A 25,634-nucleotide genomic window follows, 5' to 3' on the forward strand; every position below is an offset into this window, starting at 1 on the left:
TATTTTAAGAGGCATTACAATAAAAATCAAGAAACATATTTGCCCACTATGCTGAGCAGATCATCTATATCAAAAGGCTTGCTGATGAAGCCGTCGGCGCAGGGAATTTCTTCTTCCGGATTTAATATAAAATGCGCTGACATCATCAAAATGGGTGTTTTTGCTGTCAACGCTGCCGCTTTTAGCTCCTCACAGAAAGTAATCCCATTCCCCTCTTGCAGGGTCATATCCATGAGAATCAGATCAGGTAAAACCAGCTCAATCTGCGTTTTCAAACCTTTGAAATTTTCAAAGGCCAGCACCTCGTAACCTGCATCAGTCAAAATCATCTCCAATACATTCCGGATTGCGCTATCATCCTCTACTATGTATATTTTGTATGGCATAACCTAAGCTTGTTTAAATAAACTTAAACAAGCTTAAACAAAATAACCGGATAATGCAATTTTCTCAAGGATTTATGTTTCTTATATTTGGGGCATGAGTACCAATTTAAAACAGCTTGCGGCAGCCCTGAATTTATCGACATCAACGGTGTCAAGGGCACTGCACGATAGCCATGAGATAAGTACTGAAACAAAAATCAGGGTACGTGCGTTGGCAGAGCAAATGGGCTACCAGGCCAACCCCTACGCAAGTAGTCTGCGCAAGCAGAAGAGCAAGACCATTGCCCTTGTAATTCCTGAAATCGACAATAACTTCTTTACCCATGCCATCAATGGCATCGAAGAAATCGCGCAGAAAAAAGCATACCATGTACTAATCTATCTTACGCACGAAGACCTCCAAAAAGAACTAGCCGTAGCTAAGCACCTCCAAAGTGGGCGCGTGGATGGGATTCTGATGTCGGTAACCAGTCAGACCAGCAACGTAGAACATCTTGATAAACTACACCAACAAGGCATCCCCCTGGTTTTCTTTGACCGGGTTGCAGAGACCATAGACACCGCAAAAATCACTACCAATGATTATGAAAGCGGCTATCAGGCAACGCAACATTTAATTGAAGCCGAATGTACGAAGATCGCATACCTGCAGGTGTCAGAAACGTTATCAATCAGTCAGAAGCGACTATCAGGTTTCAGAACAGCACTACAGGATAACGGTATTACACCACTGGACGATTACATGATTACCTGTGGGCATAGCGCCACTGAGAATTTTGAAATGATCAAAAAGCTGATGAGCTCTTCGAATCCACCGGATGGTATTTTTGCATCTGTGGAGAAGCTGGCGGTAACTACCTATTATGTATGTGACGCGCTGGGTATAAAGATCCCTGAGGAAGTAAAAATCATCAGTTTTTCTAATCTTGCTACCGCGCCTTTACTGGCACCGAGCCTGAGTACCATTACACAGCCAGCCTTTGAAATAGGCAAGAAAGCTGCAGAAGTTTTATTTGATATCATTGAACAGAAAAACCTGGAGGATGCCAAGGCAGTCACCATTTTAAATTCTGTGCTTACGGAACGGAACTCTACAAAAAAGCCGGTCATTTCTGACCGGCTTTAGCATACATCTAACCAAAAATGTAAATTAAAATAAATATTTAGTACTCAAGAAGTTTGAGCTGTTGCTATTAACGATCTCATTGATCAATTGTTTATTCTTGTCATTTAGTTTTGTAGCAACAAGCGACCGGATAGAAAACGAACGGAGTGCATCTACCACTGAAAGCGTTCCTTCGGCACTGTCTTTACGACCCGTGAAAGGAAATACATCCGGGCCACGCTGACACTGACAGTTGATATTTACCCTGCTTACCTGATTTACCAGCGGGTCTATCAGTGAAGCTATTTCATCATCGTCGTTACTGAAGATACTGACCTGCTGCCCATGTGTAGATTCAATCAGGTATTCAATAGTTTCTTCCAGATCCTCGAAAGGAACAACTGGAATTACCGGACCAAACTGCTCTTCCTCATACAACTTCATGTCTTTGTTTACCGGATAAACAATTGCCGGATATACGAAAGAAGCTACTGTTTCGCCACCATTCTCGTTGATTACTTTTGCACCGTGTGCTACAGCATCATCAATACATTCTTTAAGATAAGCTGGTTTTTGTGGTTCTGGCAGCGGCGTTAAAGAAACACCATCCACCCATGGCATACCAAATTTCAAACCGGCAACAGCTTCAGCGAGGCCTTTTAAAAACTCATCAGCCAGGCTTTTGTGGACAAAAATAATTTTAAGGGCGGTACAGCGCTGTCCGTTGAATGACAGTGAGCCCAATAATGTTTCCTGAATAGCAAGTTTAACATCAGCATGCTGTGTGATAATTGCCGCATTCTTAGCATCCAGTCCGAGTATAGCACGCAGGCGGTTAACTTTAGGATGGAGCTTTTTAAGTTCATTAGCAACTTTACTCGAGCCGATCAGCGTTAGCACATTGATCTGACCAGATTTCATCAGGTCAGGTATAATCTGGTTACCGCGACCGTAAATCGTATTCACTACACCTTTAGGGAAACATGTCCTGAAGGCTTCCAGCAAAGGATAATGTAATAATGTTCCGTGTTTAGGTGGTTTAAAAAGTATTGTGTTGCCCATAATGAGCGCAGGGATCAGTGTTGTGAAGGTTTCATTCAATGGATAGTTGAAAGGGCCCATGCACAATACCACGCCCAGCGGAGATCTTCTGATCTGCGCTACAATACCCTGTTCGATGGTAAATGTTGAGGAATGTCTGTCAATATCTTTCAATGCATCGATTGTTGCATAGATGTATTCTACAGTCCTGTCGAACTCCTTTACCGAGTCGCCATGCGACTTGCCGATCTCCCACATTAAAAGTTTAACGACTTCGTCTTTCTTGGCGATGATCTGACGGGTAAACTGCTCTACGCAGCTAATCCTGTCGGCAACGCTCATCGTAGGCCATTCGCCGCGACCGTTATTATAGGCCGCCACGGCGGCATCCAGCGAAGCCATTGCTTCCTCAGGCCCGCATAAAGGATAAGTACCGATTACTTTGCGCTCCAGGCCGGTGGCAGTGCGGATGCAAATTGGGGAGAGCACGGTATGTACATCTCCTGTCCAGTTGCACATCTCGCCATTGCTGAGATATGTTTTCTGGTTTAACTCCTCCTGAAGCCTGTAGGCTTCAGGGATCTCTGCTTCGGTAACAAAGATCTCTTGTAACTGTTCTTGAAAGCTCATTTTAGATGAAATAGCGTTAGGTTATAAGTCTGTTATAGGTGTGTATTTAGGAACAAGTGCCTTCATCACTACCCAGGCTATCAAATAGGCAACCGCACAGATGGAGAACATAATTGTATAGCCTGTTTGGATGTGACCAAGACCTTTATAGTAGTCAAACAACGCACCGCCGATTTTAGATAAGGTAACACCGCCCAAACCGCCGGCCATTCCACCGATACCGATTACAGAACCTACAGATTTTTTAGGGAACATATCCGATACCGTAGTAAATATGTTTGCTGACCAGGCCTGGTGTGCCGAAGCACCGATACCAATCAGGATTACAGGGATCCAGAAGGTATAATGACCAAGGGGTTGCGCCGCCAATACTACTAATGGGAACAAAGCGATAATCAACATAGCTTTCATACGGCCATCATAAGGAGCATATCCTTTTTTCATGAAATACACCGGGAACCAACCACCGCCAACACTTCCAATCATCGTCATACTGTATAAGATTGTTAATGGAAGCGTGATCGTTGTGCCTTCCATTTGATATTGTGCTTTAAGGTAAGACGGCAACCAGAAAAGGAAAAACCACCAAACACCATCAGTCATAAATTTACCGAAAGCAAAAGCCCAGGTTTGTTTATAGCCGAGTAACTTGAACCAGGAAACTTTCTCCGCATTTTCATCATCCAGTTTAATTTCTGTTTCATTTTGCTGATCACTATTGATGTAGGCGAGTTCCGTAGCCGACATTCTTTTTTGTTCTTCAGGCTTATCATAAAAAATGAACCAGAAAAACAACCATACCAGGCCGATTGCACCAATGATCAGGAAGGTTGTTTCCCAACCCCACTGTGCTGCAATATATGGTACTGTTAAGGGAGCCAGAATAGCGCCGATATTTGCTCCTGAGTTGAAGATACCCGTTGCCAGCGATCTTTCTTTCTTAGGGAAATATTCTGCGGTCGCTTTAATGGCGGCAGGGAAGTTTCCCGATTCTCCGAAGCCCAATACCGCTCTTGAAACGATAAAACCGAGCACTGAGACAGGAATAAGACCTAATCCCGCCCAAGCCAGCAGAGAAGATAGTCCTTGTCCTACTGGAATTGCTGCAGCATGCAATACTGCGCCACCCGACCAGATGATTAATGCGATAGCATAACCCCATTTGGTGCCCAGTTTATCAATAAACCTGCCTGCAAAAAGCATTGAAAAAGCATATATCAATTGAAATGCTGCAGTGATGTTGGCGTAATCGCTGTTTGTCCAGTTAAATTCCTTTTCAAGCATCGGTGCCAGCAAACTAAGTACCTGGCGGTCTAAATAATTTACGGTAGTGGCGAAGAACAACAGCGCACAGATGGTCCAGCGGTAGTTGCCTATTTTATTCTCTATCATTATATTTGGTTTAAGGTTGTGTTTGGTTTTAGCGGGTTGACTTGACCATCTCCAGCGTCTTCCGGGTGAGGGCATCAAGGGTATCGTAATCTTTATTCTTCATGATGTCTTTGCTCACCAGCTTGCTGCCCATGCCTACAGCACAAACACCAGCTTTGAACCAGCTTTTCATGTTTTCTTCTTCAATCTCAACTCCACCAGTAGGGATAAACAACTGACCGGCAAAAAGATCCCTGATCGAATTCAGATACTCAGGACCCAACATATTGGCAGGAAACAGTTTAATAATTCCTGCCTTGTTCTGGTGAGCCAGGTTTACTTCTGTTGGTGTAAAGCAACCCGGAATCCAAAGTAAGCCAGAGTCGTGCGCAATTTTGGCAACCTCAAGATCCACCACCGGCGCAACGATAAAATGTGCACCAGCATGGATAAAGTCGCGTGCCTCCTGTGTGTTCTTAATCGTTCCTATCCCCAAGAAAAGGTCATGCATCTCCCCTTCCAGGGCATGCATAATATAGCGGAAGTTTTCCAGGGCTTCTTTACCACGGTTTGTATATTCGAGCACACGAACACCGGCCTTATATAAGGTTCTTATGATCTGAAGACTTACTTCAGCGTCTTCGTAGAAAAACAAGGGCAGCAAGCCCTGATCGGTGATCGCTTTAATCGCGCTTTCTTTAGTTTTCATTTTCTTTTAACAGTTTAAGTATATCATCCACGTTTTGAGTTGTGGCATCACTTTCAATAAATAGTTTACCGAATGCAGCAGCAGTGGCAAAATCAAGCAGTTCCTGTTTATCATGGTCCTGAGACAGTCCGTAGATCAACCCGGCCATAAAGCAGTCGCCACTTCCTACCTTATCAATTATTTTTGTTGCAGTAAATGGTTTCGACAGGTATTGTTTGCCTTCAGTATACAGCGTTGTGTAATAGTTTATTCCTGCACCCGCATCAAAACGGAAAGTATTGGCTACCACCTTGCATTTTGGGAACTTCGTAATTATATCCTGCGCAGTGATTTCTGATTGAGCAATATAGGTATCCTTTTGATCGATTTCAGCTATGTCGCCCGGAAGTGACACACCCAACATCTTTTCCTCTGCCCAAAGGTTTCCCATAATAACATCGCAGTACTTCACGAGTGCCGGCATCACTTCTACAGGCTGCTTTCCATACTGCCATAGTTTAGCCCGGTAGTTCAGGTCAATCGAAATGGTAATATTTCTTTCTGAGGCTGCTTTCAGCGCTTCTTCGCACACGTCGGCAACATCCTGAGAAATTGCCGGACAGATGGCACTGAAATGGAACCAGCTTACATCTTTCAGGATCTCATCCCAATTGATCATTCCTGGTTTTAATCCTGCGTAAGCAGAATGTGCACGATCATAAATTACACCGGCATTTTTAAGGTCCTTACCTTTATGCAGGTAATAAAGTCCTACGCGTTCACCACGATATTGAATCAGACTGGTGTCAATGCCGCGGTCGTTGAGGTATTCCACCAGCTGATCGCTGATCAGATTTTTTGGCAGGGCGGTCAGGTAAGCCGAAGGAAGGCCCCAGATAGCCAGCGCTGTAGCTACATTAAGCTCGGCACCACCAACATAAAATGGCAGTTTATTTTCTTTTAACCAGGATCCGTCACCATCAGGGCAGATCCGCAGTAAAAGCTCACCGAAATTCAGAATCTTCCCCATCCTAGAATTTGAAATAGGTTTTAGCATTGTTGTAGCAGATATCCTGAACGATTTTACCAATCCATTCGATATCCGCAGGCAGCTCGCCATTTTCTACATCATCACCAAGGAGGTTACAGAGCAAACGTCTGAAATACTCATGTCGTGGGAAGGAAAGGAAACTTCTTGAATCTGTAAGCATCCCTACAAACCGGCTTAACAGTCCCATGTTAGACAATGCGTTGATCTGTTTGATCATTCCATCCTTTTGATCCAGGAACCACCATGCAGAGCCAAACTGGATCTTTCCGGCAACAGTTCCGTCATTGAAGTTACCGATCATGGTAGCCATCAATTCATTATCGGCAGGATTAAGGTTATATAAGATAGTTTTTGCAAGTTGGTTTGTTGAGTCCAGCTTGTTCATGAATTTAGACAGCGCTTCACTCTGCTTGAAATCACCAATAGAATCCAGTCCGGTATCCGGGCCAAGTTCTCTCAGCATCCTTGCGTTGTTGTTTCTTAAGGCACCAAGATGATATTGCTGAACCCATCCTCTTTCGTGGTCCCAGATGGCAAACTGATAGAGCATTGCCGACTTAAACTTAAGCGCTTCTGTTGCTGTAAGTGCTGCATTAGCAATAATCTTCAGAAAGATTCCGGAAACTTCTGCATCGCTATAATCTTCAGCATAGATCTGTTCCAGGCCGTGATCGGAAAGCAGGCATCCATTTTCAGCGAAATAATCGTGTCTGCTTTTCAATGCCGACAGGTAAGTATCGAAAGTATTAATTTCAGTTCCTGTAAGTGCTGCAAGTTTGCTGATGTAATCCTGCAATGCCGGAAGATCATCTGCATTCATTGCTTTATCCGGCCTGAAGGCAGGCAGGATGCTGATCTCAAAATTGTCAGCTTTAATTTTCTGATGATGCTCCAGGCTATCCAAAGGATCATCTGTAGTTGCTACAGTGGTAACCTTCATCTTCCGCAACAGATTTTTAACAGAGTATTCAGGTGTTTGCAATTTCGCAGTACACTCATCATAAATCTTCTTCGCTGTAGCTGGAGAAAGGATATCGTACACGTCAAAGTAACGTTGCAACTCCAGGTGTGTCCAGTGGTATAATGGGTTTCTTAAGGTGTATGGAACAGTTTCTGCCCATTTCTCAAACTTCTCCCAGTCAGTAGTCTTATTGCCGGTGATGTAATCTTCAGATATACCATTGGCACGCATTGCGCGCCATTTGTAATGATCACCATACAACCAGACCTGCGTCAGGTTTTCAAAGTTCTTATCTTCAGCAATCTGGTCTGGCGGCAGGTGACAATGGTAATCAATCACCGGCATCTCTTTTGCATAACTATGGTATAAAGTCTCTGCAGTTTTAGTATTCAATAAGAAATTCTCGTCTATAAATTTTTTCACGTTATGCACAATTTTGATTAAACACCTCCATACACGGAGAACCCACCATCAACACAAATCATCGTACCTGTTACGAACTGAGAAGCATCACTTAATAACCAGACTAAAGCACCTTTCAGCTCATCGGGATTACCGAAACGTTTGAATGGCGTTTGTTTGATCACCATTCCACCACGATCTGTATAAGTACCATCAGCATTAGTCAGTAAGTTTCTGTTTTGCTCAGTCAGGAAAAATCCAGGAGCAATAGCATTCATCCTGATGGCATCACCATAGCGATTTGCCAGTTCCACAGCAAACCACTGATTGTAATAATCTACACCGGCTTTACCCATATTGTATCCGAGCACCCTGCTGATAGCTCTTTTAGAGTTCATAGAAGAGATATTGACGATGCTGCCCTTACCTGTTTCAGCAATGCTTTGTCCGAAGATCTGCGTTGGAATAATTGTACCCCAGAGGTTCAGATCCATTACTTTCTTCATCCCTGCGATACTCATGTTAAAGATGTCTGCATCGGGCATTAATACGCCCTCAGGCTGATTTCCGCCTGCGGCATTAACCAGTCCGTCGATTTTACCGAAGCGATCAAGCACCTGCTTTTTACATTCCGTAAGCTGCGCTTCATCCATCACATCGGCAACAAGACCAATAGCCTTGCCTCCTGCTTTGTTAATAGCTTCGGCGCGCTCTTCAGCTACCTGTGCATTTCTGCCCAGGATACCTACGCTACCTCCGGCTTCAACAATGGCATTTACAAAAGAGTTCCCCAGAATTCCGGTTCCTCCGGTCACAACGATGACCTTATCTGCTAAAGAAAAGTTGTTTTCCATTATCTGATCTCCGTTACTGGTATCGTATCCATATCTGCATAGTCCAGGTTTTCACCGGCCATACCCCAGATAAAACTATAATTTTTTGTTCCGCTTCCTGCGTGAATACTCCAGGTTGGCGACAATACCGCCTGGTGATTAGCCACAACGATGTGTCTTGTTTCCTGCGGCTCTCCCATGTAATGGAAAACACGCTGATCCTCTTCAACATCGAAATAGAAGTAAACTTCCATACGGCGATCATGTGTATGCGGCGGAATGGTATTCCATACACTTCCTGTAGAAAGTATGGTTAATCCCATCACCAACTGACAGCTTTGGATACCGTCTTTGTGGATATATCTAACAATCCTTCTTTCGTTTGCTGTCTCCAAACTTCCCAGAGGTGCAGAAAATGCATCTGCATGTGCCAGGAATGTTGTTGGATAGGTTTGATGTGCAGGTGCAGACAGGGTGTAAAAAACTGCTGGTGCAGCGGCGTCAGCACTGCTGAAACTCACCTCACGAACACCTTTACCCAGGTAGAGTGCATCCAGTTTATTCAATTCATAAGTAACACCGTCAGCGGTAATGCTTCCTTTGCCACCTACGTTGATAATACCCATTTCGCGACGTTCCAGAAAATATTCTGCACGCAGGATTGGATAGTTACCAAGTGTTATAGCTTCTGCTCCGGGATGTACCAGCCCGGTAACCATCCTGTCATAATGCGCATAGACAAAATTTGCTTTATCTTTTTCTTTTAATTCATCCAGAAGAAAACGTTCTCTGATCTTTGCAGTTCCGTAAGAAACGAAGTCATCAGCATGTACTGCTTGTATTAATTTCATAATTGGCTCAAAATTTTGTTGAATATCATAAAGATACACCTCTTTTCCAAGGAATAAAGTCATCCTGGTTCAGTAATACTGCTTTGGGAATAATTTCTCCACTTGCAGCTTTGATACAATACTCCAGAATATCTTCGCCCATTTGCTCAATAGTCTTTTCTCCTTCGATAACGGGGCCTGTATTGATGTCTATGATATCGCCCATTCTTTGGGTTAGTGCATTATTTGTAGCAACTTTAATTACCGGACAAACAGGATTTCCTGTCGGCGTTCCCAATCCTGTGGTAAAGAGAATCAATGTTGCACCACTTGCAGCTTTACCCGTTGTGGCTTCGACATCATTACCTGGTGTACATACCAGATTCAGACCTGGCTTTGTAGCAGGTTCTGTGTAGTCGAGCACATCTTCGATTGGCGATGTTCCACCTTTTTTAGCGGCGCCATTGCTTTTAATTGCATCGGTAATCAGTCCGTCTTTGATATTTCCTGGTGAAGGATTCATGTGGAAGCCAGAACCTGCATCTTCGGCAGATTTGCTATAGGCAGACATCAGCTCCATAAATTTACGTGCTGCAGCTTCATCTTTGGTCCTGTCAATCATATTCTGCTCGGCACCGCAGAGCTCAGGGAACTCTGCCAGTAATACCGTTGCGCCTAGCCCAACCAGCAGGTCAGAACAGTAGCCAACTGCAGGATTTGCAGATATACCACTGAAGCCATCGCTCCCACCACATTTAACACCAACATTGAGCTTACTCAGGGGTGCTGGTGTACGTTCCATTTTATTGGCTTCGATGAGTCCTTCAAAAGTCTGACGGATAGCATCGGTAATCAGTTGTTCTTCACTTTGCGACTGCTGTTGTTCGAAGATGAGCAGCTTTTTATCAAATAATGGGTTCCTCGTTTTCAGGTCATCCAGAAAATCCTGCACCTGCAAATTCTGGCATCCCAGGCTCAGTACCGTTACTCCGGCCACATTCGGATGGTCAGCATAAGCGGCGAGCAACTTGCTGAGTACTGCAGCATCCTGTCTGATACCACCGCAGCCTCCCTGATGGTTCAGGAATTTGATCCCATCAATGTTTTTAAAGGGCCTGTCGCCATGCGTCTGTCCCGGAGCCATATTGATCTGATCCAGTGCCAGCGCATCGCCACCATTTTTGTATGTTTCTACAAGGTGGTGGGTAAAGAACTTGTATTTTTCCGTAACGGCATAGCCCAATTCATTGTGGAGTGCTTCGCGAATAACATCCAGGTTGCGGTTTTCGCAAAATACCGTTGGGATAAACAACCAATAGTTGGCCGTTCCTACCTGCCCGTTGGAGCGGTGGTAACCGTTAAAGGTTCTACCTTCAAACTTGCTTACGTCTGGCGCCTGCCATTCGTAATGGTAAGGTCTGAACTCGTAGGGTGCTGCAGCATGCTTCAGGTTATCTGTCGTCATGCGCCATCCTTCCTTAACCTCAAACTGTGTTTTTCCAACCAGCGTACCGTACATAATAACTTCCGTTCCTGTTTCCATATCATGGGCAAAGAACTTATGCTTTGCAGGAATGTCTTCGACAAGCGTATAATTTTGTCCCTCATATTGTAATTGCTCCCCGGCCTTTAAGTCGGCAAGCGCCACAATCACATTGTCTTTAGGGTGTACTTTTAAAATTCTATTATTCATGAATAGTTAAGAATTAATCTTTGTGCGTTCCAGACGCGCCAGGGCATCGATCACGCCTTCTTCTTCAATTGCAGCATAATGTTCAGCCACGGCGGTTATAAACCCTGGCAATTGTGCTAAATCAGCAGTCCAAAATTCCGCGTCCTTCATTGTCGCTGATACGTAATCTGTCCCACTATTTTCCTGGCCATGCTTGTAAAACCATGCGGCACTATCGTCAGTAACCTGATAATTTTTTCCTGCCAGGCTTTTGAAATAAGCTCCATCTCTTTCTTCATCAGTATTCATAAAGTTCAGGAAAGCGGCGAAGCCAAAGGCCATATGTTCAGGAACGGTATTAAATTTACGATAATAATTCAACAATACCGGGATAATCCTGATTTTGAGCTTCATGCTATACTGCATGGTGATGTTAATCCACAGATGCTCGATATAAGGATTTGCAAAACGGTCAAGAACCGATTTTGAAAAGGCTATAGCTTCTGCTTCATCTATTTCGTAAGGAATTGCAGGAACAATCTCTGCAGTCATTACGCCAGCGATATAGTGTTCCAAATCTGGATTAACCATAGCGTTTCTTACTGTATCAACGCCGGCAAGCATAGCGATGCCGCAGCTGAGGGTATGGGTACCATTCAGCAAACGTACTTTAAGTTCTCTATAAATCTCGATATCCGGTTTTACAATTGCTCCGGGGTCTGCCTTGATAAACGACAGCACTTCAGCTACACGCTCATCTCCTTCAATTGCCCATAGGCGGTAGGGTTCTGCCATCGACAAAAGCTGGTCTTCATATCCCAGCTCCTCTGCTAATGCTGCTGCTGTAGCGGCGTCAGGTTTTCCAGGTACAATACGATCTACCAACGAGTTGCAGAAAATCACTGTTTCACTGAACCAGCTGGTAAAATCATCTTCCAGTTTATTGAAGGTGATGAGCTGGTTTACAATATTTTTAAGTTTAGTTCCGTTTTCAGGAATCAATTCTGTTGCCACAATAACGATCGGTTTTGCTAAATCTCCTGTCGCTTGCTTAAAGCGATGGTACAATACAGCAAGCACTTTTGCAGGGAAAGATTGTGGTGCAGGCCCGGTAACAGGCTCCTCCAGCAGTTGAATTCCCACTTCAGTCGTATTGGACAGGATAATCTGAAAATCTGAACCTGCAGCGAAGTCCAGGATAGCATCCCAATGGGCATCCGCAGCAAGAACCCTGCTGATGGCACCAGAAATAATATTCTCTTTCACTTCCTGACCTGCAGCAATACCGCGCACACATAAAGTGTAGAGGCTGTTTTGCGCGTCAAACTCAGCAGTACCACCTTTGCTTGTTGATTTAACAACAACTACTCTTCCATTAAAGATGCCTTGTTTGTTGGCTTTATCAATAAAGAAGTCAGGCAGCCCACGTAGCAATACACCTGTTCCAAATTGAAGCACTTTTTCCGGAAGCGCCATTACGGCAGCTTCTGGTAGATTAAACAGCTTACTGTCTATATTTTTTAAGTTATCCCCTGATAAAATCATTTCAATACCGATAAATACATTTGGTCACGAACAATTCTACATAATAATTGGAAAGAACACAGGGTGTATTCCCTAAATTATTTGCGCAATCGTTATCGGTAAGTGCTTTTAGGGCGTATTATTTGCCGGATACCTCATCATTGATCACATGTATGATATGATCAAGTTCGAGTGTGCATGACTGGAGCAACTCAATCAGTTTGGGCAGATCGGCGGTGTTCTCCTCTGTATCAATAAGCGAAGTAATTGCAAGAATTGAAGCAACGGGTCTTCTGATCTCGTGCGAGTTAAGCCAGGACACTGCCTTCAGTCTGGCGTCCTTGATGAGGATCTCTTCTTCCTTTTGTTTTCTTTCAGTGATGATGTTCTCTACCGAGATATAGGATTCGATATCGCCATTGGCATTGAATATAGGCGTGAGATTGAATTGCGTCCAGTAAAGTTCACCATCTTTCTTATAATTGATCATCTCGCCAGATGCACCTTCTTTGGCTTTTACTTTTGCGAGGATGGAATTGACTACATCCTGACTGGTCTCTTCGCCATGCAACAGCTCTGCATGTGTTTTTCCTATTACTTCATCGAGTGTATATCCGGTAAAGTTCAGAAAAGCCTGATTGGCCCAGGTAATGCAGTGTTCAAGATTGGTAATACTAACCAGGTTATTCACTTTATTCAACACCTCTCCCATCCTGATGCTTTCAGCTTCTTTGATGCGACCGAGTTTCATGACCACAAAAAGTAAGATTCCGGTAACGACCACATAGAACATACTCTTACCGTTGTACACAAGATCGTAAAGCCAGGGATCAAGATGTGGCTCAATAGCCTCCATCAGATAGTCGCTAAGCACGATCCACAGTATACCAGCAATAGTATAAAACACAGCTACCCGCACACCCTTCATAACTAACAATAGAATAGGGAACTATATTACACATTCACATGTGCTATGGGGGTATTCATTTCATCCATTTTGGATGGAGCAGCTTAAATCCGGGACTTAAATCTTTAAAAAATGAACAGGTTAACTAGCTACCTTTAGATTTTAACCAGGCAGGATATTTTTTATCGATCAGCTTGGCAGGCCATGTGCCATACCAGGCATAGCCCGTCCGGCGTTCAACTTCTACTTCGGCAATTGTCTTTTTAGGTACACTGTCTCTTCCTGTAAAGAAAGGTACGTTGGTTTGAATATCGTAAAAACGCGCCCATATTGTCGACTTAGGATCTTTAACAAGTACGCGGTCTTTACCTTTAGGTTGTTTAGGATCTTCTACAAAAACAAAGTCATAACCAACAATCTTAGATGCCTCAAACCAAGCCATAGCACCACGGATGGCGGCTTTAACCGCATCTGAAGGTTTATCCTGACGCATCAGGAATTCGGTGATACCTACAGACTCACTTCCGCTAAGAGAGATCAACTCAAAGGCACGTGCTTTAGCAGGCTGCAATGTTTTCTCATCATACTGCGCGCACCATACGGTTAGCTTCCCATTTACTTTTACCTGTGTTTTCAGAATACAGTCAACACCCCGTTTAACGGATTCGGCTGCTCGTGGCTTAAACGAGGGATTAACAAGGTTAAAGCCGTTAACACCCTCTACTACGTCCTGAAGGATATCAAGGACGTTAATCATGGCATTATCATTATAGGTAATTTCTCCCCTGTAAATGTTATGCTCAGGATAATACTGTGGCCACCCGCCATTTGCGTATTGTGCTTTCAGGATATAGTTAAGTCCGCGTTCGGCAGCATTTAAATAATTCCTGTTCAGCGTTAAGCCATAAGCTTTAACCAGATAAATCACTTCTCTGGAGGTTGCACTGTTATCGAATGTAGCATCCTCATGCAGCGAATCTGCTTTGATAACAGCACGCTCGGCATCGGTAAGTTTCTTTTCATATTTTACCGGGATCATATCTACGGCTTTCGGCCATCCGCCGATAGCGCGCTGATACACCAGCATGTTTTCAGCTATGGAATCTTTTTGCTGTGCGTAAGAATGACCAAAGGCCAACAGGCAGAACAGGAATAAAAATGAGTTTTTCATTATTTGGCTTTATATCCAGGAATTTGTTTAGCCAGCCAGTCTGCCAGGTCAGCACCAGCTTTGAAATTATCATATTCTACGGGCAGTTTGCGTCCGTCAACATATTCATCATACAACCATGGATCACCAATAATCAATACCGTGCCTTTACCATATTTACTTGAGGCCACAACCTGGTCTCCGTTTCTGTCTTTTAAGATAGATACAGCAGGAGCCGAAAGGTTTAAGCTGCTAAATTCTTTAATATATACCTGACGGGCAGTTTTAAACACCGGATTGCCTGGGGCGATATTGATTTTAGCCATTTCAAACTGACTGCCGGTAACTCTTCCTTTACTATCGTAATTAAACTGTACACCAAAGTTTTTCACCAGTTGATTGAAATGATCTAATTCCACATTCCCGGTATCATTTGCCATCAATACCAAGACGCCTCCGTTTTTCACCCAGGTGGTAAGCACTTTGATATCTTTTTCCCCGATAAATTTAGGATCTGGTGTTTCCTTTTTGGTATCTGGATCAACTATGATATAAACACTTGCAGATTTCAGGTTTTCGGCTGTTGGCGCCTGGTAAAGGGTTTCCTTTTTAAAACCTGCTGCTTCAAACTGATTGCCCCACATTGAGAATCCACTATTAGCGCGTTCGTTCCATTTATAATGCCACGGGGTCATATTACCGCTCTGGTCTTTCTTGATTTCATTATTGAAATAGGAATCCAGTAAAACTGTTTTCCCTGCACCAGGCTTAGGCATTGCCGCAAGCTCCATCTCATTGGCAGCCATCAGGAACGCCCCTACGCCTTTAGCATCATTGGTAATCACCTTCTCGCTTAGGTAATACGCCACAGTACCATCACGATAAGGGGTACCACCTAATCCAGACACACTTACTGTTCCTTTCAAATTTACCTGTCCGGCTTTAGCTCCTTGCTCAACAAATTCTGCTTTCATTCCTGCATAGGCTTTTTTTGCAGCGGCAAAATAAGTCTTTGCGAGATAACCTTTACGTACTCCCTTTGCCAGGGTATAGGTAAACATTGACGAAGCAGAAGCTTCCTTATAATTCCCTTTTGTTTTTGGCTGATCAAGAAGATCGAACCACAGCCCTGAAGCAGGGTCCTGATATTTAACAGTTGCCTGTGCCAGTCTGTCTAATATAGCGATCAGAGCCGGACGTTTGGGATGATCTACCGGGAAATAGTCCAGCACATCTACCAATGCCATGCCATACCAACCCATAGCCCTACCCCAGAAATTAGGGGAAGTTCCGGTATTCTTGTCAGCCCAGCGCTGCGCTTTAGATTCATCCCAGCCGTGGTAAAGCAAACCTGTTTTAGCGTCACGTGCATGTGTTTCCATCAGGATAAACTGACGTGCAATATCGTCAAACGCCTTTGTATCGCCTATCAGACTCGCATATTCAGCATAAAAAGGTTCTCCCATGTACAATCCATCCAACCACATCTGTGAAGGATAGATTTTTTTATGCCAGAAGCCACCATCTGTAGTCCTCGGTTGTTTTTGCAACTGATCCCATAAGTGGCTGGCTGCGGTAAAATATTTCTGCTGACCCGTTACTTTATATAATGTCAACAGCGCACGGCCATTTTTAACATTATCTATATTAAAATCCTGTTGTTTATAACCACGGATTGCACCTTCTTTGTTAACGAACAGGTCCATGCTCTTTTGCATATAGGCAAAGTAGCTGCCGTCACCCGTACGTTTCCAGATCTGATCTATCCCTTCCAGGATTACGCCCTGATCATAAGACCATTTCACAGGTTTTCCAACCTCAACAGTTAGCGAGTCCTTCCAGATATCCATTACTGTTGCGGCCATCTGTTCAGCTACCGGTTTTGTCTGTGCTTTAACCTGGCTCATCGTGGCCGCGGCTACACATACCAGCAGTCCTGCTTTAGTTAATAATGATTGCTTCATGTCTGTTATTTTATCGTTAATGATTGTGCTGTGGCGCCGTCTGTAAAGACTGCCTTATCGGCCGCCTTAGCTGCATCGGTGCCAGTCAATGTTATTTTCCCGCTTGTAGACCCGCTGATTTTAAATAACAGATCGGCTTTGTCAAACTTAATAGTAGAAAGTTCAACACCATTGCCATTCTGAATATTGAAAAGCGGGTTATTATTTTTACTGTGGATCTGTAAGTCACTGATCTTAATATTTTTTGCTTCTTGTATATCCACACCCTGATCTGCTTTGATCGTGATGTGGTCCATAAAGATATCACTAATGTTCATTTCCGGAAGGCCCCTTACAAATATAGCCTTGGAAGCTCCGTCACATACTACGTTACTGATATGGAAATCTCTAAAGATGGGTGTCTCTACTGTTACCGGCAACAGCTGTACTTTTGGTGCCACACGGTTCTCTCCACTAAGTGGAACCGGGTCTACAGCTGCATAATACATATCGAATAGAATCGCCTCTCCGCCAATATCTTTCATGTTGATATTTTTGGCGTAGATTTTCTCTACAACGCCACCGCGGCCACGGGTAGTCTTAAAACGCAAACCTATATCCGTACCAACAAAAGTGCAGTCGCTGATAAAAATGTTTTTAGCACCACCCGACATTTCACTGCCGATAACGAAACCACCATGTGCATGGTACACCGTGCTATTTCTGATGATCAGGTTCTCAGTAGGCATATTCCGTTTTCTGCCGGATGCATCACGACCGGATTTGACGCAAATGCCATCATCACCTACATCAAAGGTACTGCCTTCAATGAGCACATTTTTACAAGACTCGATATCAATCCCATCTCCGTTCTGGGCATACCATGGGTTTTTAGCATACACGTTCCTCACCGTGAGATCTTCACACATTAACGGGTGAAGGTTCCATGCCGGAGAATTCTGGAAGGTTACGCCTTCCAGTAAAATGCGTTTACAGTTGGTTAATACCAGCAGGTTTGGGCGTAGAAAGTCCTTAATAGACGCATAGAAATCAGGCGTCTTTCCCGCAACAATAGCTCCTGGATCCTTCATTTTACTTCCCTTCAAAGTCTTTTCCGAAGGATACCAGGTTTTTTTATCTTCAGCAACAATTCCGCCGGAAGCGACCAGCTTTTTCCATTGGTTATCAGTTAATTTTTCTTTTTTTACCATACGCCATGCATCGCCCGCTCCATCAATAATTCCGTAGCCGGTGATAGCAATATTGGTTTGATTTGTGGCCCAAACTGGCGATTGGTTGCGCATTTGTTCAAAGCCTTCCCAGTTGCTCTCTACCAATTCAAATTGATCAAAATCTTTGGTTAGCTGTACGAGTGCATTTTTTTGCAGGTGAAGGTTGACATTACTTTTGAGTTCTATGGGCCCGGTAAGCCAGAGGCCAGCTGGAATGAGGACAACGCCTCCTCCTTTTTTACTACAATCTGCTATAGCGGTATTGATACTTTTAGTATTCAGGGTGATTCCATCATTTTTTGCTCCGTATTTCAAAATACTGATTGTATCGTTTTTAAATACAGGCAGGGCAACCACAGGAAGATTTTCGAAAGAATAAGGTTTGGTTGTTTGTTTCTGGGCAAAAGACTGAGCAGAAATCAGTAAAGACAAGCCAATAACGTATTGGTGGAACTTGATCATAATATTTGGTTGTAGACAAGTCTACAGAGTTTTGAAGGAGAATGAAACTAAATTATTGAAAATAATTGCGCAATCGTTCCCAAAACTCCAGACTTTTTCTTGCATCAGACCGTTTTATGAAGCTCAAACCAGTGGTGAGGCACATCATCATAAATAAATTCTCCCTTACATTCCATGCCTACCTTTTCCAGTACCTTGCGTGATTCCATATTTCCAACATCAGCAATCGCGTAAATCGAGTTCAGATTAAGCTGGTTAAATCCATAGGCAACCATGGCCTTTGCAGCTTCAGTTGCATAGCCTTTGCCCCAGCATTTCCGTATGAAACGGTAACCGAGATCATAGTAGCCGGAGTGTCCGTTTACAGAATCCAGCATCAATTTAAATCCCGACCAGCCGATCATTGCTCCAGACTCCTTCTCTATAACTGCCCACCTGCCAATTCCATTATCGAGGTATTGTTGCCTGATAAACTGAATAACGGGAACAGCCTGATCAAGATTAGTCAGTGGCGCATTACCCAGAAAACGATGCACTTCGGGATCTGCGTCCAACTCAAACATAGCCTCAGCGTCAGTCTCCTGAAGCTCTCTTAGCAACAACCGCTCTGTTTCTACAATAAAATCCATCTATATGAGTACTTAAGTTTAACAGCTCCTAAGTTCGTAATTCTCTATGCGAATTCCCCATAGCTATATATTTATTTCCAGGAATTATGTACCTTGTGTGTATTAAAATCTCTTTATAAAATATGATCTATATGCCAGACGATCGGATCGACTGGTTTACCGTAAGCCAATCGCTGGCTTGCGCTATGCAGAACTATACATCAATTTTATATACATTTTATGAAAAATCAGACAGTCGCCATCCTCGGCGGCACCGGCAAAGCCGGAAAATACATTGTTAAAGCATTATTAGCAGCTGGCTATCACCTGAAATTATTAGTTAAAGACCCTGAGTTCCACTCCTCTGAACACCACATTGAGTTCGTTGGCGGCAATGCCAAAGATTATGATGCAGTCTATCATTTGTTATTCGGATGTGATTTTGTCGTTAGCGCGGTAGGGCAACGCCCGGGCGAAACGGGTGTTTTTAGTCAATCGACTACCAATATCCTCAAAGCGATGAAGGAGTTCAATATCATGAAATACATCTCCCTGACCGGACTCAATGTTGACACAGTGGCAGATCAAAAAGGCCCTGCCACTGCATTCGGCACGGCGTGGATGAAGGAAAACTATCCATTGAGCACTGCTGATAAACAAGTTGAGTACGATCATCTGTTGAGAAGTACAGTTTCATGGACACTCATCAGGTTGCCCATGATTCATTTGACTGATGTGCTAACGGAATTGAATGTTAGTTTGACGGACTGTCCGGGAGACCATATCAACGCCGGGGATCTCGGGCAATTTGTGATCAGACTGCTGAATACTGGCGACTATAACCAGGCGGCGCCATTTATTGCCAGTAGTTAATTTTCAACACCAGGTTGGGTAGCCGACCTGGTGTTCTTTTTAAAAAGTACTGCTGAAAGCAAGCCCTACTGCGTGCTGCTGATAAGTTGGCACCAAACTATAGTTGACCTGTTTTTTGCCAGATATCATTCTTTTAACCTCAGGATAAATCAAATAAGCAAGCTTAGCAGATGCTATCCCAAAACCGGCGCCGGCAACCACATCACTTACCCAATGCCTGTTATTGTACAATCGAAAGGCCCCTGTTGCCGTGGCTACGGCATAGCCAGCATAGCCTATCCATGGAGACACATCCCGATATTCCTGATTTAGAAATTCCGCAGCGGCAAAAGCACTCGCCGTATGTCCCGAGGGAAATGAGTAATTATTTGAGCCGTCGGGTCGGTTACGATCGGCCAGGTGTTTCACAGTAAAAGTTGACACGCCCATAATCGCTTCCGACAATACATATAAACCCGTTCCGTCAGCAATGCTGTGTTTACTTTTTACGCCTACCAGATTCAGTCCATAAAAGGCTGCAGCGGGAACAAACCTCAGGTAATTATCAAGGTGATTCGCAAATAAAGGATGATCTTCCTGAATTTCATCACGGGTACTGATATCTAATTTCCTGAGGGTATTGTTATTCAAGGCTACGAAACCGTAGCCAATAAAAACAGCAGGAATGATAAAAGATTTAAGCGCCGGAGGATTTACGCCCCGTATATTCCTGTCAGTCTGCTTACTACTTACACTGTCTTCCACTACCGGCGCAATTTGCTGCGCTGAAAGGGTAAACGGGATGTATAAAAACAAAAAAAGGCTTGTAAATCTGATCAACTTCATGAAGGTGTATGAAGCATCAAATTTACAAACCAATTCTGTTGAAATTCTGAAGTGAACGTAAAATAACGAACGCTGCTACAATTTACGGTGTGATTCTGAACCAGTCGTAAGCAGCATAGCCCGAATCATTAATTTGTGTTTGACGGGTAGCAAAAAGACCTACCTTGGCTCCAATCCATTGCCCGGGTTCGGCTGTAAAACTCTCCGAAACAGGAATAAACTGTGATCCGTCCAGACTGTAACTAAATTTACACACTGCGTTAGGGCCAACACTTACCCGCAGGTAAACATCAGATCCTGGTAACTGTGTTAAAACGCGTTCTATTTCTTTACCTCCTTTATTTGCCGACTTACAACTTACATATACCAGCGACAAACCATTTTTACCACTTTTAACAGAGAGGTTAGCATAGCTCATACCCATAATGACTAGTCCTGTGCGCTCGTTCTCTAATTTCGGGTTAGGCGTAAACTTAACTTTTGTTGTTGCCGTGAAAACTTCTGCGGGAAACTTCTGCAATAAGAGGTTAGGTACATCCCATAGGTTCCTTGCGCTGTCGGGCATCTTAGCTGTAAATAGCGTAAGCGCTCCTTTTCCCGGATCAGGAAAGCTCCAGCTGGCTTCCGGATTAGCTTGCCATTGCCATTGTTTACCGAGTGTAGCGGTATTAAACTCATCACTTTCTGCTGGCGTGGCAATTGGATAGGTTTTACCAACATTGGGTTTGGTGTAAGTCATTACTGGCTCCCCTTTACCGTCACCATCCGTATCAACACCTATCACAGGCCAGTCGTTTACCCAGCGCATTGGCTGCAGGTGCATTACCCTTCCGTAGGCTTCTTTATCCTGAAAATGAAGAAACCAGTTTTCACCTGAAGGGGTATCTATCCAAGCACCCTGGTGCGGCCCGTTTATGGTGCTTTTGCCCTGATCCATTACTACTTTACGTTCGTAAGGACCATATACATTTTTTGAGCGCAATACCAGCTGCCATCCTGTGCCCACCCCCCCTGCCGGGGCAAAAATATAGTAGTAGCCGTTACGTTTATAAAATTTAGGCCCCTCTATCGTTGGGTCGTTCTGGTGGCCATCATAAACCATTGTACCCGCGGTGGTGGTTTTTTCGCCACTGGCATCCATCTCTTTTACCGCGATGACACTTTTGATCCCTGCGCGACTCCCTGCAAAAGCATAAACAAGATAAGTCTTGCCGTCTTCATCCCATAGCGGACATGGGTCGATTAACCCTTTGCCAGCTTCTACAAGGATCGGTGCCGACCATTTTCCTGCAGGATCTTTAGCTTTGACCACGTAGATCCCAAAATCAGGATCGGGATAATAGATATAAAATTCACCTTTATGAAATCTGATTGAAGGTGCCCAAACACCGTTACCGTGTTGCGTTTTAGAAAAATGGGCAAACGGTGGCTGGCGCAATAATGCATGTCCTAAAATGCTCCAGTTTACCAGATCTTTAGAGTGCAGAATTGGTAATCCTGGAATGGCGTCAAAACTCGAGGCCACCATATAGAAGTCGCTACCCACTCTGATCGCGTCAGGGTCTGAATAATCTGCGTTTAATACCGGATTTTTGTACTTGCCGTTACCCAAATCTGACACCCAAACTTTGGATACAGCAGGCTGTTGTGCTTTCACAGCTGAGAAAGACAGCAGTGCGAATAATAAAGGGAGAGATCTGTTCATTTTAAAGGAATCCATTGGCTGTCGCCGTTAAAAATTTGTTTAATTGTATAGCCTTTTGCCTCTTCAGCGGTAAGCTGCTTTGACCAGGGCACGCGGGCTCCAGCAATGACACCCGGGCCTGTTGATCCATACTCAGCATAAAAAGTAGTTTTGTGATTGTCGGTATTATTCCAGGCATGCCAACCCTCGGGCAAGATATGGTCGCCCATTTTAGTGTCAATAAAAACAACATTGGCATAAGGCCTCCAGGGGCGGCCCAGGTATACTTTTTTAAAAGCAGAATCTGCTTTAAGTGTACAACCTAGAAATACATATCCGTACTTATGACCCTGGGGCGTAGAAGCTGCAGTAATATAAGAGTTTTTCTTGCTGTAGATTGTACATTTCTCGAATATAGCTGTTGCTGATCCAAATATAAAATCTGTAGTACCTTCAATATAACAGTTGCGGTAATATTGTTTGCTGTTATCTCCGGAAGTTAACAACGTATCCTGGTTACCCAATATCCTACAATTAATAAAGACACATTGATCACCTTCAACATGAAGCGCCACCGCCTGCCCTACAGGGCCCGCGGTATTTTGAAAAGTGATATTCTCCGCCTGAAAACCGTCAGCAAGTACCAGGACGGTATGGGAGTTAAAGGTATTGATACCATCTTTGCCCGAATAATCTCCGAAACTGATGATCGTCTGCATAGCAGACTCTCCGATTAATGAGATCTGCTTTTTAGCAGCTGGAATTACCAGCTTCTCGGTATAAGTACCCGCTTTGATTGAAATTTTTATACGTTTGGTCGAATTGTCGGGAACAGCATTTACAGCATCCTGAATAGTTCTGAAATCGCCACTGCCATCCTGCGCAACACGGTATCCCGTGCGCTGGCGCTGTGCAGCACTGGTAAAACTGATCAGGCTATAGCAAAGAAAAAAGACTATTAATTTGATCCCGGTTTCCATCCTCTAAATATATTGTCCAGGGAATATGCTTTTGATTCTTCCTGTGTAAGCTGGTGCGACCATGTTAATCGTTTTTCAGGCTGAGCGCCTGGGCCGCTGTTTTTATATTCCGCGTAATACGCAGTTTTCTCATTACTTTCCTTACCCCAGTTATTCCAGGCTTCGGCCTTAATTACTTTAGACATGGCGGTATTGATGTAAACCGCTTTACTATAAGGTCTCCATGGCCTGCCCAGGTAAAAAGAACCTTCAGGAGCATCACCCGTAATTTTACAATTTAAAAATACATAACCATATTTAACGGTGTCGGGAGTTGATGCTGCGGTGATATATCCTCCGCCCTTTTTGCAAAAGAGCTCACATCCATCAAATACTGCTGTAGCAGATCCAAAAATGTAATCTACTGTTCCTTCAATATAACATTTACTAAAGTATTGTCTGCTGTTGGCACCGTAGGTGTATAGGGTATCCTGGAAACCGAGCATCCGGCAGTTGATGAACGTCGCTCTATCTCCGGCCACCCATAAGGCCACCGCCTGCCCTACAGGGCCCGACGAATTCTCAAAGGTGATATTTTCTGCAGTAAACTCATCACCGTATACATAAAAACTTGCTGAGCCAGAAGTTCCTTTTTCTTCCCCGAAGATGTTTTTCTTCGCGGCATAGTCGTCATAGGTCAGAATTGTTTTATTCAGGTCTTCGCCAAGCAGATGAACCATTTTTTTTGAAGCCGATAAATTCAGCTTTTCTTTGTATATCCCTTTTTTGATGAAAATTGTAGTCTTTACCTTCCTGAAATCCGGCACGGCATTAATTGCTTCCTGAACAGTCTTAAAATCTCCGGATCCATCCTGCGCAACAACAAGTTGTTTGTCCTGGCTAAATGCCGCAAAAAAAGTTAATACACATAAAATGCTTAAAAAGATCTTCCTCATTTTTTCTCTGTTTTCGGTTTATACATAAAATTTGCCAATGTTAACTTTTGTGCCTGCATTTCGTGAAGGACAAGTTCAGCTATCCGGCGGGCACCTAGCTCATTAAAATGCGTATTGTCTTTTTGGCCCTCGGGATAGATTGGATTAATTCCTGGCTCGATCTGCATGAACAGCATTTTTGTGCGGTCAGGCCCCAGTTGGTCGAAGAGCTCCCTGCTCAATCTATCCAAATCTATCACAGGAACCTGCATCATTTTACCTATTTCGTATACCGCAGCGGTATAGTCGGCATGAGTTTCCTGTGCTTTATTTTGCTTATCGAATTTCATTCTGGAAACAGGAGTAATCAGCACTGGAACGCCTCCTTTTCTCCGTGTTTCGGTAATAAACTTAGTCAGATTTAATTTGTAGTCGGGTACTGGTGTGTACCTGTCTTTGTACTTTTCTTCTTTGGCTTCATCATTATGTCCAAATTGCATCAATACATAATCGCCGGCAGCAATGCTATCAGCAATAGGCCTCCATCGGTCTTCACTGATAAATGTACGCGTGCTCCGTCCCCCTTTGGCCCGGTTCTCAAACTTAAGTTCTTTCGTAAAAAACGTAGCAAAAGGCATCCCCCACCCAGTAATAGGTGCCCGTGATGGCTCATATAGACACATCGTAGAGTCGCCAATCATCCAAACGGTTACCGGACGCTTCTGCTGTTTAAATGCCGTGGCACCCACCAGAACTAAGCTTAAACTGAGATAGGCAAAAAAGCGATTCATTTATTTCTTCACTACTGGTTTAACAATATGATTTACAAGATCAAGATTCAACACGTGGATTTCTTTAAGCACCAGCTGTGCCATTTCCCGTGCACCAAGCTCATTGAAATGGGTATCGTCAATTTTTCCCTCGGGATAATTGGGATGTTCGCCTGGCTGGAGCTGATTGAATAACATTTTTGAATTTTCCACTCCGAGTTTCTGCAACAATGCAATACTCTTCTGATCGAGATCTATCAATGGAACATGTTGTTCTCCGGCAATGTTACGCACCATAGCGGCATACTCCTGATGGGTATCCAAGGCTGTTCCGTTAGCATCGAATTTTCTGCGTGACACCGGGGTAATTAACACAGGATTTCCACCCTTACTTTTTGTTTCGCTAATGAACTTAATTAAATAATTCCGGTAATCACCAATGGGTGTATAACTCGCTTTGGTGGGCACCTCATCATTATGACCGAACTGTATAAAAACGTAATCCCCTTTTTGCAGACTGTCGACAACCGGCTGCCAGCGATTTTCCGCGACAAAAGTCTTCGTGCTACGTCCGTTCTGTGCACGGTTTTCTATCTGAACCCCAGCATCGAAGAAGTTAACGAATGGCATTCCCCAACCTGTTTCCGGGTACGCTGTAGTTTGTTTGATAGAAATAGTCGAATCACCGATCAGGTACACACGGATTTTACGTTCAGGTAGCCTAAAAGCAAATAGGATCAGCAGCACAAGTGCTGCTGATCCTTTGATATAATTTTTATAAGTCATTTCCAT

The 25,634-nt window shown here is 43.8% G+C and carries 23 protein-coding genes; 2 read left to right on the forward strand and 21 right to left on the reverse strand.

All coding sequences use genetic code 11. The annotated features are described in order from the left end of the window. Positions 1-26: 26 nt before the first annotated feature. Positions 27-386, reverse strand: a complete 360-nt coding sequence (locus CLV32_RS08475; RefSeq protein ID WP_133554410.1) for a response regulator — start codon at positions 384-386, stop codon at positions 27-29. Between the two features lie 94 nt (positions 387-480). On the opposite strand from CLV32_RS08475, the gene CLV32_RS08480 reads away from it, so the two are divergent. Further along, on the forward strand, positions 481-1,512 hold the full coding sequence (locus tag CLV32_RS08480) for a LacI family DNA-binding transcriptional regulator (protein WP_133554411.1): 1,032 nt from the start codon (positions 481-483) through the stop codon (positions 1,510-1,512). Positions 1,513-1,536: 24 nt separating this feature from the next. Here the strand turns inward: CLV32_RS08480 and CLV32_RS08485 are convergent, their stop codons facing one another. From CLV32_RS08485 to CLV32_RS08550, 14 genes are all read right to left on the reverse strand, one after another. Then, on the reverse strand, positions 1,537-3,162 hold the full coding sequence (locus tag CLV32_RS08485; protein ID WP_133554412.1) for an NADP-dependent glyceraldehyde-3-phosphate dehydrogenase: 1,626 nt from the start codon (positions 3,160-3,162) through the stop codon (positions 1,537-1,539). Between the two features lie 21 nt (positions 3,163-3,183). Beyond that, entirely contained in the window at positions 3,184-4,554 is a 1,371-nt protein-coding gene (locus CLV32_RS08490) for an MFS transporter (protein WP_208110975.1), read from the reverse strand. Between the two features lie 28 nt (positions 4,555-4,582). Next, positions 4,583-5,242 carry a bifunctional 4-hydroxy-2-oxoglutarate aldolase/2-dehydro-3-deoxy-phosphogluconate aldolase gene (locus CLV32_RS08495; protein ID WP_133554413.1) on the reverse strand — a complete coding sequence of 220 codons (660 nt, stop codon included), beginning with the start codon at positions 5,240-5,242 and terminating at the stop codon, positions 4,583-4,585. Further along, entirely contained in the window at positions 5,232-6,251 is a 1,020-nt protein-coding gene (locus CLV32_RS08500; RefSeq protein WP_133554414.1) for a sugar kinase, read from the reverse strand. Before CLV32_RS08500 ends, CLV32_RS08495 begins: the two co-directional genes overlap by 11 nt. Before the next feature lies 1 nt (position 6,252). Beyond that, on the reverse strand, positions 6,253-7,656 hold the full coding sequence (uxaC, locus tag CLV32_RS08505) for a glucuronate isomerase (protein ID WP_133554415.1): 1,404 nt from the start codon (positions 7,654-7,656) through the stop codon (positions 6,253-6,255). Between the two features lie 17 nt (positions 7,657-7,673). Beyond that, entirely contained in the window at positions 7,674-8,489 is an 816-nt protein-coding gene (locus tag CLV32_RS08510; RefSeq protein WP_133554416.1) for an SDR family oxidoreductase, read from the reverse strand. Then, positions 8,489-9,319 (reverse strand): 5-dehydro-4-deoxy-D-glucuronate isomerase, encoded by an 831-nt coding sequence (kduI, locus tag CLV32_RS08515; protein ID WP_133554417.1) that lies wholly within the window; start codon positions 9,317-9,319, stop codon positions 8,489-8,491. Before kduI ends, CLV32_RS08510 begins: the two co-directional genes overlap by 1 nt. A gap of 25 nt (positions 9,320-9,344) precedes the next feature. Beyond that, a complete protein-coding gene (locus CLV32_RS08520; RefSeq protein ID WP_133554418.1) occupies positions 9,345-10,991 on the reverse strand; it encodes a UxaA family hydrolase in 1,647 nt (548 codons plus the stop codon). 6 nt (positions 10,992-10,997) lie between these two features. Continuing rightward, the gene (locus CLV32_RS08525) at positions 10,998-12,515 is read right to left on the reverse strand and encodes a tagaturonate reductase (RefSeq protein WP_133554420.1); all 1,518 of its coding nucleotides are present in this window, start codon (positions 12,513-12,515) and stop codon (positions 10,998-11,000) included. 118 nt (positions 12,516-12,633) lie between these two features. Continuing rightward, the gene (locus CLV32_RS08530) at positions 12,634-13,422 is read right to left on the reverse strand and encodes a PAS domain-containing protein (RefSeq protein ID WP_133554422.1); all 789 of its coding nucleotides are present in this window, start codon (positions 13,420-13,422) and stop codon (positions 12,634-12,636) included. Between the two features lie 124 nt (positions 13,423-13,546). Next, entirely contained in the window at positions 13,547-14,572 is a 1,026-nt protein-coding gene (gene pelA / locus CLV32_RS08535; protein ID WP_133554424.1) for a pectate lyase, read from the reverse strand. Beyond that, a complete protein-coding gene (locus CLV32_RS08540; protein ID WP_133554426.1) occupies positions 14,572-16,515 on the reverse strand; it encodes a glycoside hydrolase family 88 protein in 1,944 nt (647 codons plus the stop codon). The genes pelA and CLV32_RS08540 overlap by 1 nt, the downstream gene beginning before the upstream one ends. 5 nt (positions 16,516-16,520) lie before the next feature. Next, positions 16,521-18,188, reverse strand: a complete 1,668-nt coding sequence (locus CLV32_RS08545) for a glycoside hydrolase family 28 protein (RefSeq protein ID WP_133554428.1) — start codon at positions 18,186-18,188, stop codon at positions 16,521-16,523. A 104-nt stretch (positions 18,189-18,292) separates the two neighbouring features. Then, the gene (locus CLV32_RS08550) at positions 18,293-18,817 is read right to left on the reverse strand and encodes a GNAT family N-acetyltransferase (protein ID WP_133554430.1); all 525 of its coding nucleotides are present in this window, start codon (positions 18,815-18,817) and stop codon (positions 18,293-18,295) included. A 219-nt stretch (positions 18,818-19,036) separates the two neighbouring features. Between CLV32_RS08550 and CLV32_RS08555 the strand changes: the two genes are divergently transcribed. Then, positions 19,037-19,669, forward strand: a complete 633-nt coding sequence (locus CLV32_RS08555) for an NAD(P)H-binding protein (RefSeq protein WP_133554432.1) — start codon at positions 19,037-19,039, stop codon at positions 19,667-19,669. Positions 19,670-19,708: 39 nt separating this feature from the next. Here the strand turns inward: CLV32_RS08555 and CLV32_RS08560 are convergent, their stop codons facing one another. The 6 genes from CLV32_RS08560 to CLV32_RS08585 form a co-directional block, all read right to left on the reverse strand. Further along, complete coding sequence (locus tag CLV32_RS08560) at positions 19,709-20,494, reverse strand: phosphatase PAP2 family protein (RefSeq protein WP_133554434.1); 786 nt, start codon at positions 20,492-20,494, stop codon at positions 19,709-19,711. Positions 20,495-20,576: 82 nt separating this feature from the next. After that, on the reverse strand, positions 20,577-22,199 hold the full coding sequence (locus tag CLV32_RS08565; RefSeq protein ID WP_133554436.1) for a glycoside hydrolase family 43 protein: 1,623 nt from the start codon (positions 22,197-22,199) through the stop codon (positions 20,577-20,579). Beyond that, entirely contained in the window at positions 22,196-23,158 is a 963-nt protein-coding gene (locus CLV32_RS08570) for a pectinesterase family protein (protein WP_133554438.1), read from the reverse strand. The genes CLV32_RS08565 and CLV32_RS08570 overlap by 4 nt, the downstream gene beginning before the upstream one ends. Then, positions 23,137-24,093 (reverse strand): pectinesterase family protein, encoded by a 957-nt coding sequence (locus tag CLV32_RS08575; protein ID WP_133554440.1) that lies wholly within the window; start codon positions 24,091-24,093, stop codon positions 23,137-23,139. The genes CLV32_RS08570 and CLV32_RS08575 overlap by 22 nt, the downstream gene beginning before the upstream one ends. Next, positions 24,090-24,863: a rhamnogalacturonan acetylesterase gene (locus CLV32_RS08580; protein WP_133554442.1), complete on the reverse strand. Its 774-nt coding sequence runs from the start codon at positions 24,861-24,863 to the stop codon at positions 24,090-24,092. The genes CLV32_RS08575 and CLV32_RS08580 overlap by 4 nt, the downstream gene beginning before the upstream one ends. Beyond that, positions 24,864-25,628, reverse strand: a complete 765-nt coding sequence (locus CLV32_RS08585) for a rhamnogalacturonan acetylesterase (RefSeq protein WP_133554444.1) — start codon at positions 25,626-25,628, stop codon at positions 24,864-24,866. Between the last annotated feature and the right edge of the window lie 6 nt (positions 25,629-25,634).

This window comes from Pedobacter duraquae, from assembly GCF_004362245.1.
In the GTDB taxonomy this organism is placed as follows: Bacteria; Bacteroidota; Bacteroidia; order Sphingobacteriales; family Sphingobacteriaceae; genus Pedobacter; species Pedobacter duraquae.

What these genes read in the sequence shown, in the direction of transcription:
- CLV32_RS08475 (WP_133554410.1), bottom strand. Translation starts at nt 386, where the DNA reads ATGCCATACAAAATATACATAGTAGAGGATGATAGCGCAATCCGGAAT.
- CLV32_RS08480 (WP_133554411.1), top strand. Translation starts at nt 481, where the DNA reads ATGAGTACCAATTTAAAACAGCTTGCGGCAGCCCTGAATTTATCGACA.
- CLV32_RS08485 (WP_133554412.1), bottom strand. Translation starts at nt 3,162, where the DNA reads ATGAGCTTTCAAGAACAGTTACAAGAGATCTTTGTTACCGAAGCAGAG.
- CLV32_RS08490 (WP_208110975.1), bottom strand. Translation starts at nt 4,554, where the DNA reads ATGATAGAGAATAAAATAGGCAACTACCGCTGGACCATCTGTGCGCTG.
- CLV32_RS08495 (WP_133554413.1), bottom strand. Translation starts at nt 5,242, where the DNA reads ATGAAAACTAAAGAAAGCGCGATTAAAGCGATCACCGATCAGGGCTTG.
- CLV32_RS08500 (WP_133554414.1), bottom strand. Translation starts at nt 6,251, where the DNA reads ATGGGGAAGATTCTGAATTTCGGTGAGCTTTTACTGCGGATCTGCCCT.
- CLV32_RS08510 (WP_133554416.1), bottom strand. Translation starts at nt 8,489, where the DNA reads ATGGAAAACAACTTTTCTTTAGCAGATAAGGTCATCGTTGTGACCGGA.
- kduI (WP_133554417.1), bottom strand. Translation starts at nt 9,319, where the DNA reads ATGAAATTAATACAAGCAGTACATGCTGATGACTTCGTTTCTTACGGA.
- CLV32_RS08520 (WP_133554418.1), bottom strand. Translation starts at nt 10,991, where the DNA reads ATGAATAATAGAATTTTAAAAGTACACCCTAAAGACAATGTGATTGTG.
- CLV32_RS08525 (WP_133554420.1), bottom strand. Translation starts at nt 12,515, where the DNA reads ATGATTTTATCAGGGGATAACTTAAAAAATATAGACAGTAAGCTGTTT.
- CLV32_RS08530 (WP_133554422.1), bottom strand. Translation starts at nt 13,422, where the DNA reads ATGAAGGGTGTGCGGGTAGCTGTGTTTTATACTATTGCTGGTATACTG.
- pelA (WP_133554424.1), bottom strand. Translation starts at nt 14,572, where the DNA reads ATGAAAAACTCATTTTTATTCCTGTTCTGCCTGTTGGCCTTTGGTCAT.
- CLV32_RS08540 (WP_133554426.1), bottom strand. Translation starts at nt 16,515, where the DNA reads ATGAAGCAATCATTATTAACTAAAGCAGGACTGCTGGTATGTGTAGCC.
- CLV32_RS08545 (WP_133554428.1), bottom strand. Translation starts at nt 18,188, where the DNA reads ATGATCAAGTTCCACCAATACGTTATTGGCTTGTCTTTACTGATTTCT.
- CLV32_RS08550 (WP_133554430.1), bottom strand. Translation starts at nt 18,817, where the DNA reads ATGGATTTTATTGTAGAAACAGAGCGGTTGTTGCTAAGAGAGCTTCAG.
- CLV32_RS08555 (WP_133554432.1), top strand. Translation starts at nt 19,037, where the DNA reads ATGAAAAATCAGACAGTCGCCATCCTCGGCGGCACCGGCAAAGCCGGA.
- CLV32_RS08560 (WP_133554434.1), bottom strand. Translation starts at nt 20,494, where the DNA reads ATGAAGTTGATCAGATTTACAAGCCTTTTTTTGTTTTTATACATCCCG.
- CLV32_RS08565 (WP_133554436.1), bottom strand. Translation starts at nt 22,199, where the DNA reads ATGAACAGATCTCTCCCTTTATTATTCGCACTGCTGTCTTTCTCAGCT.
- CLV32_RS08570 (WP_133554438.1), bottom strand. Translation starts at nt 23,158, where the DNA reads ATGGAAACCGGGATCAAATTAATAGTCTTTTTTCTTTGCTATAGCCTG.
- CLV32_RS08575 (WP_133554440.1), bottom strand. Translation starts at nt 24,093, where the DNA reads ATGAGGAAGATCTTTTTAAGCATTTTATGTGTATTAACTTTTTTTGCG.
- CLV32_RS08580 (WP_133554442.1), bottom strand. Translation starts at nt 24,863, where the DNA reads ATGAATCGCTTTTTTGCCTATCTCAGTTTAAGCTTAGTTCTGGTGGGT.
- CLV32_RS08585 (WP_133554444.1), bottom strand. Translation starts at nt 25,628, where the DNA reads ATGACTTATAAAAATTATATCAAAGGATCAGCAGCACTTGTGCTGCTG.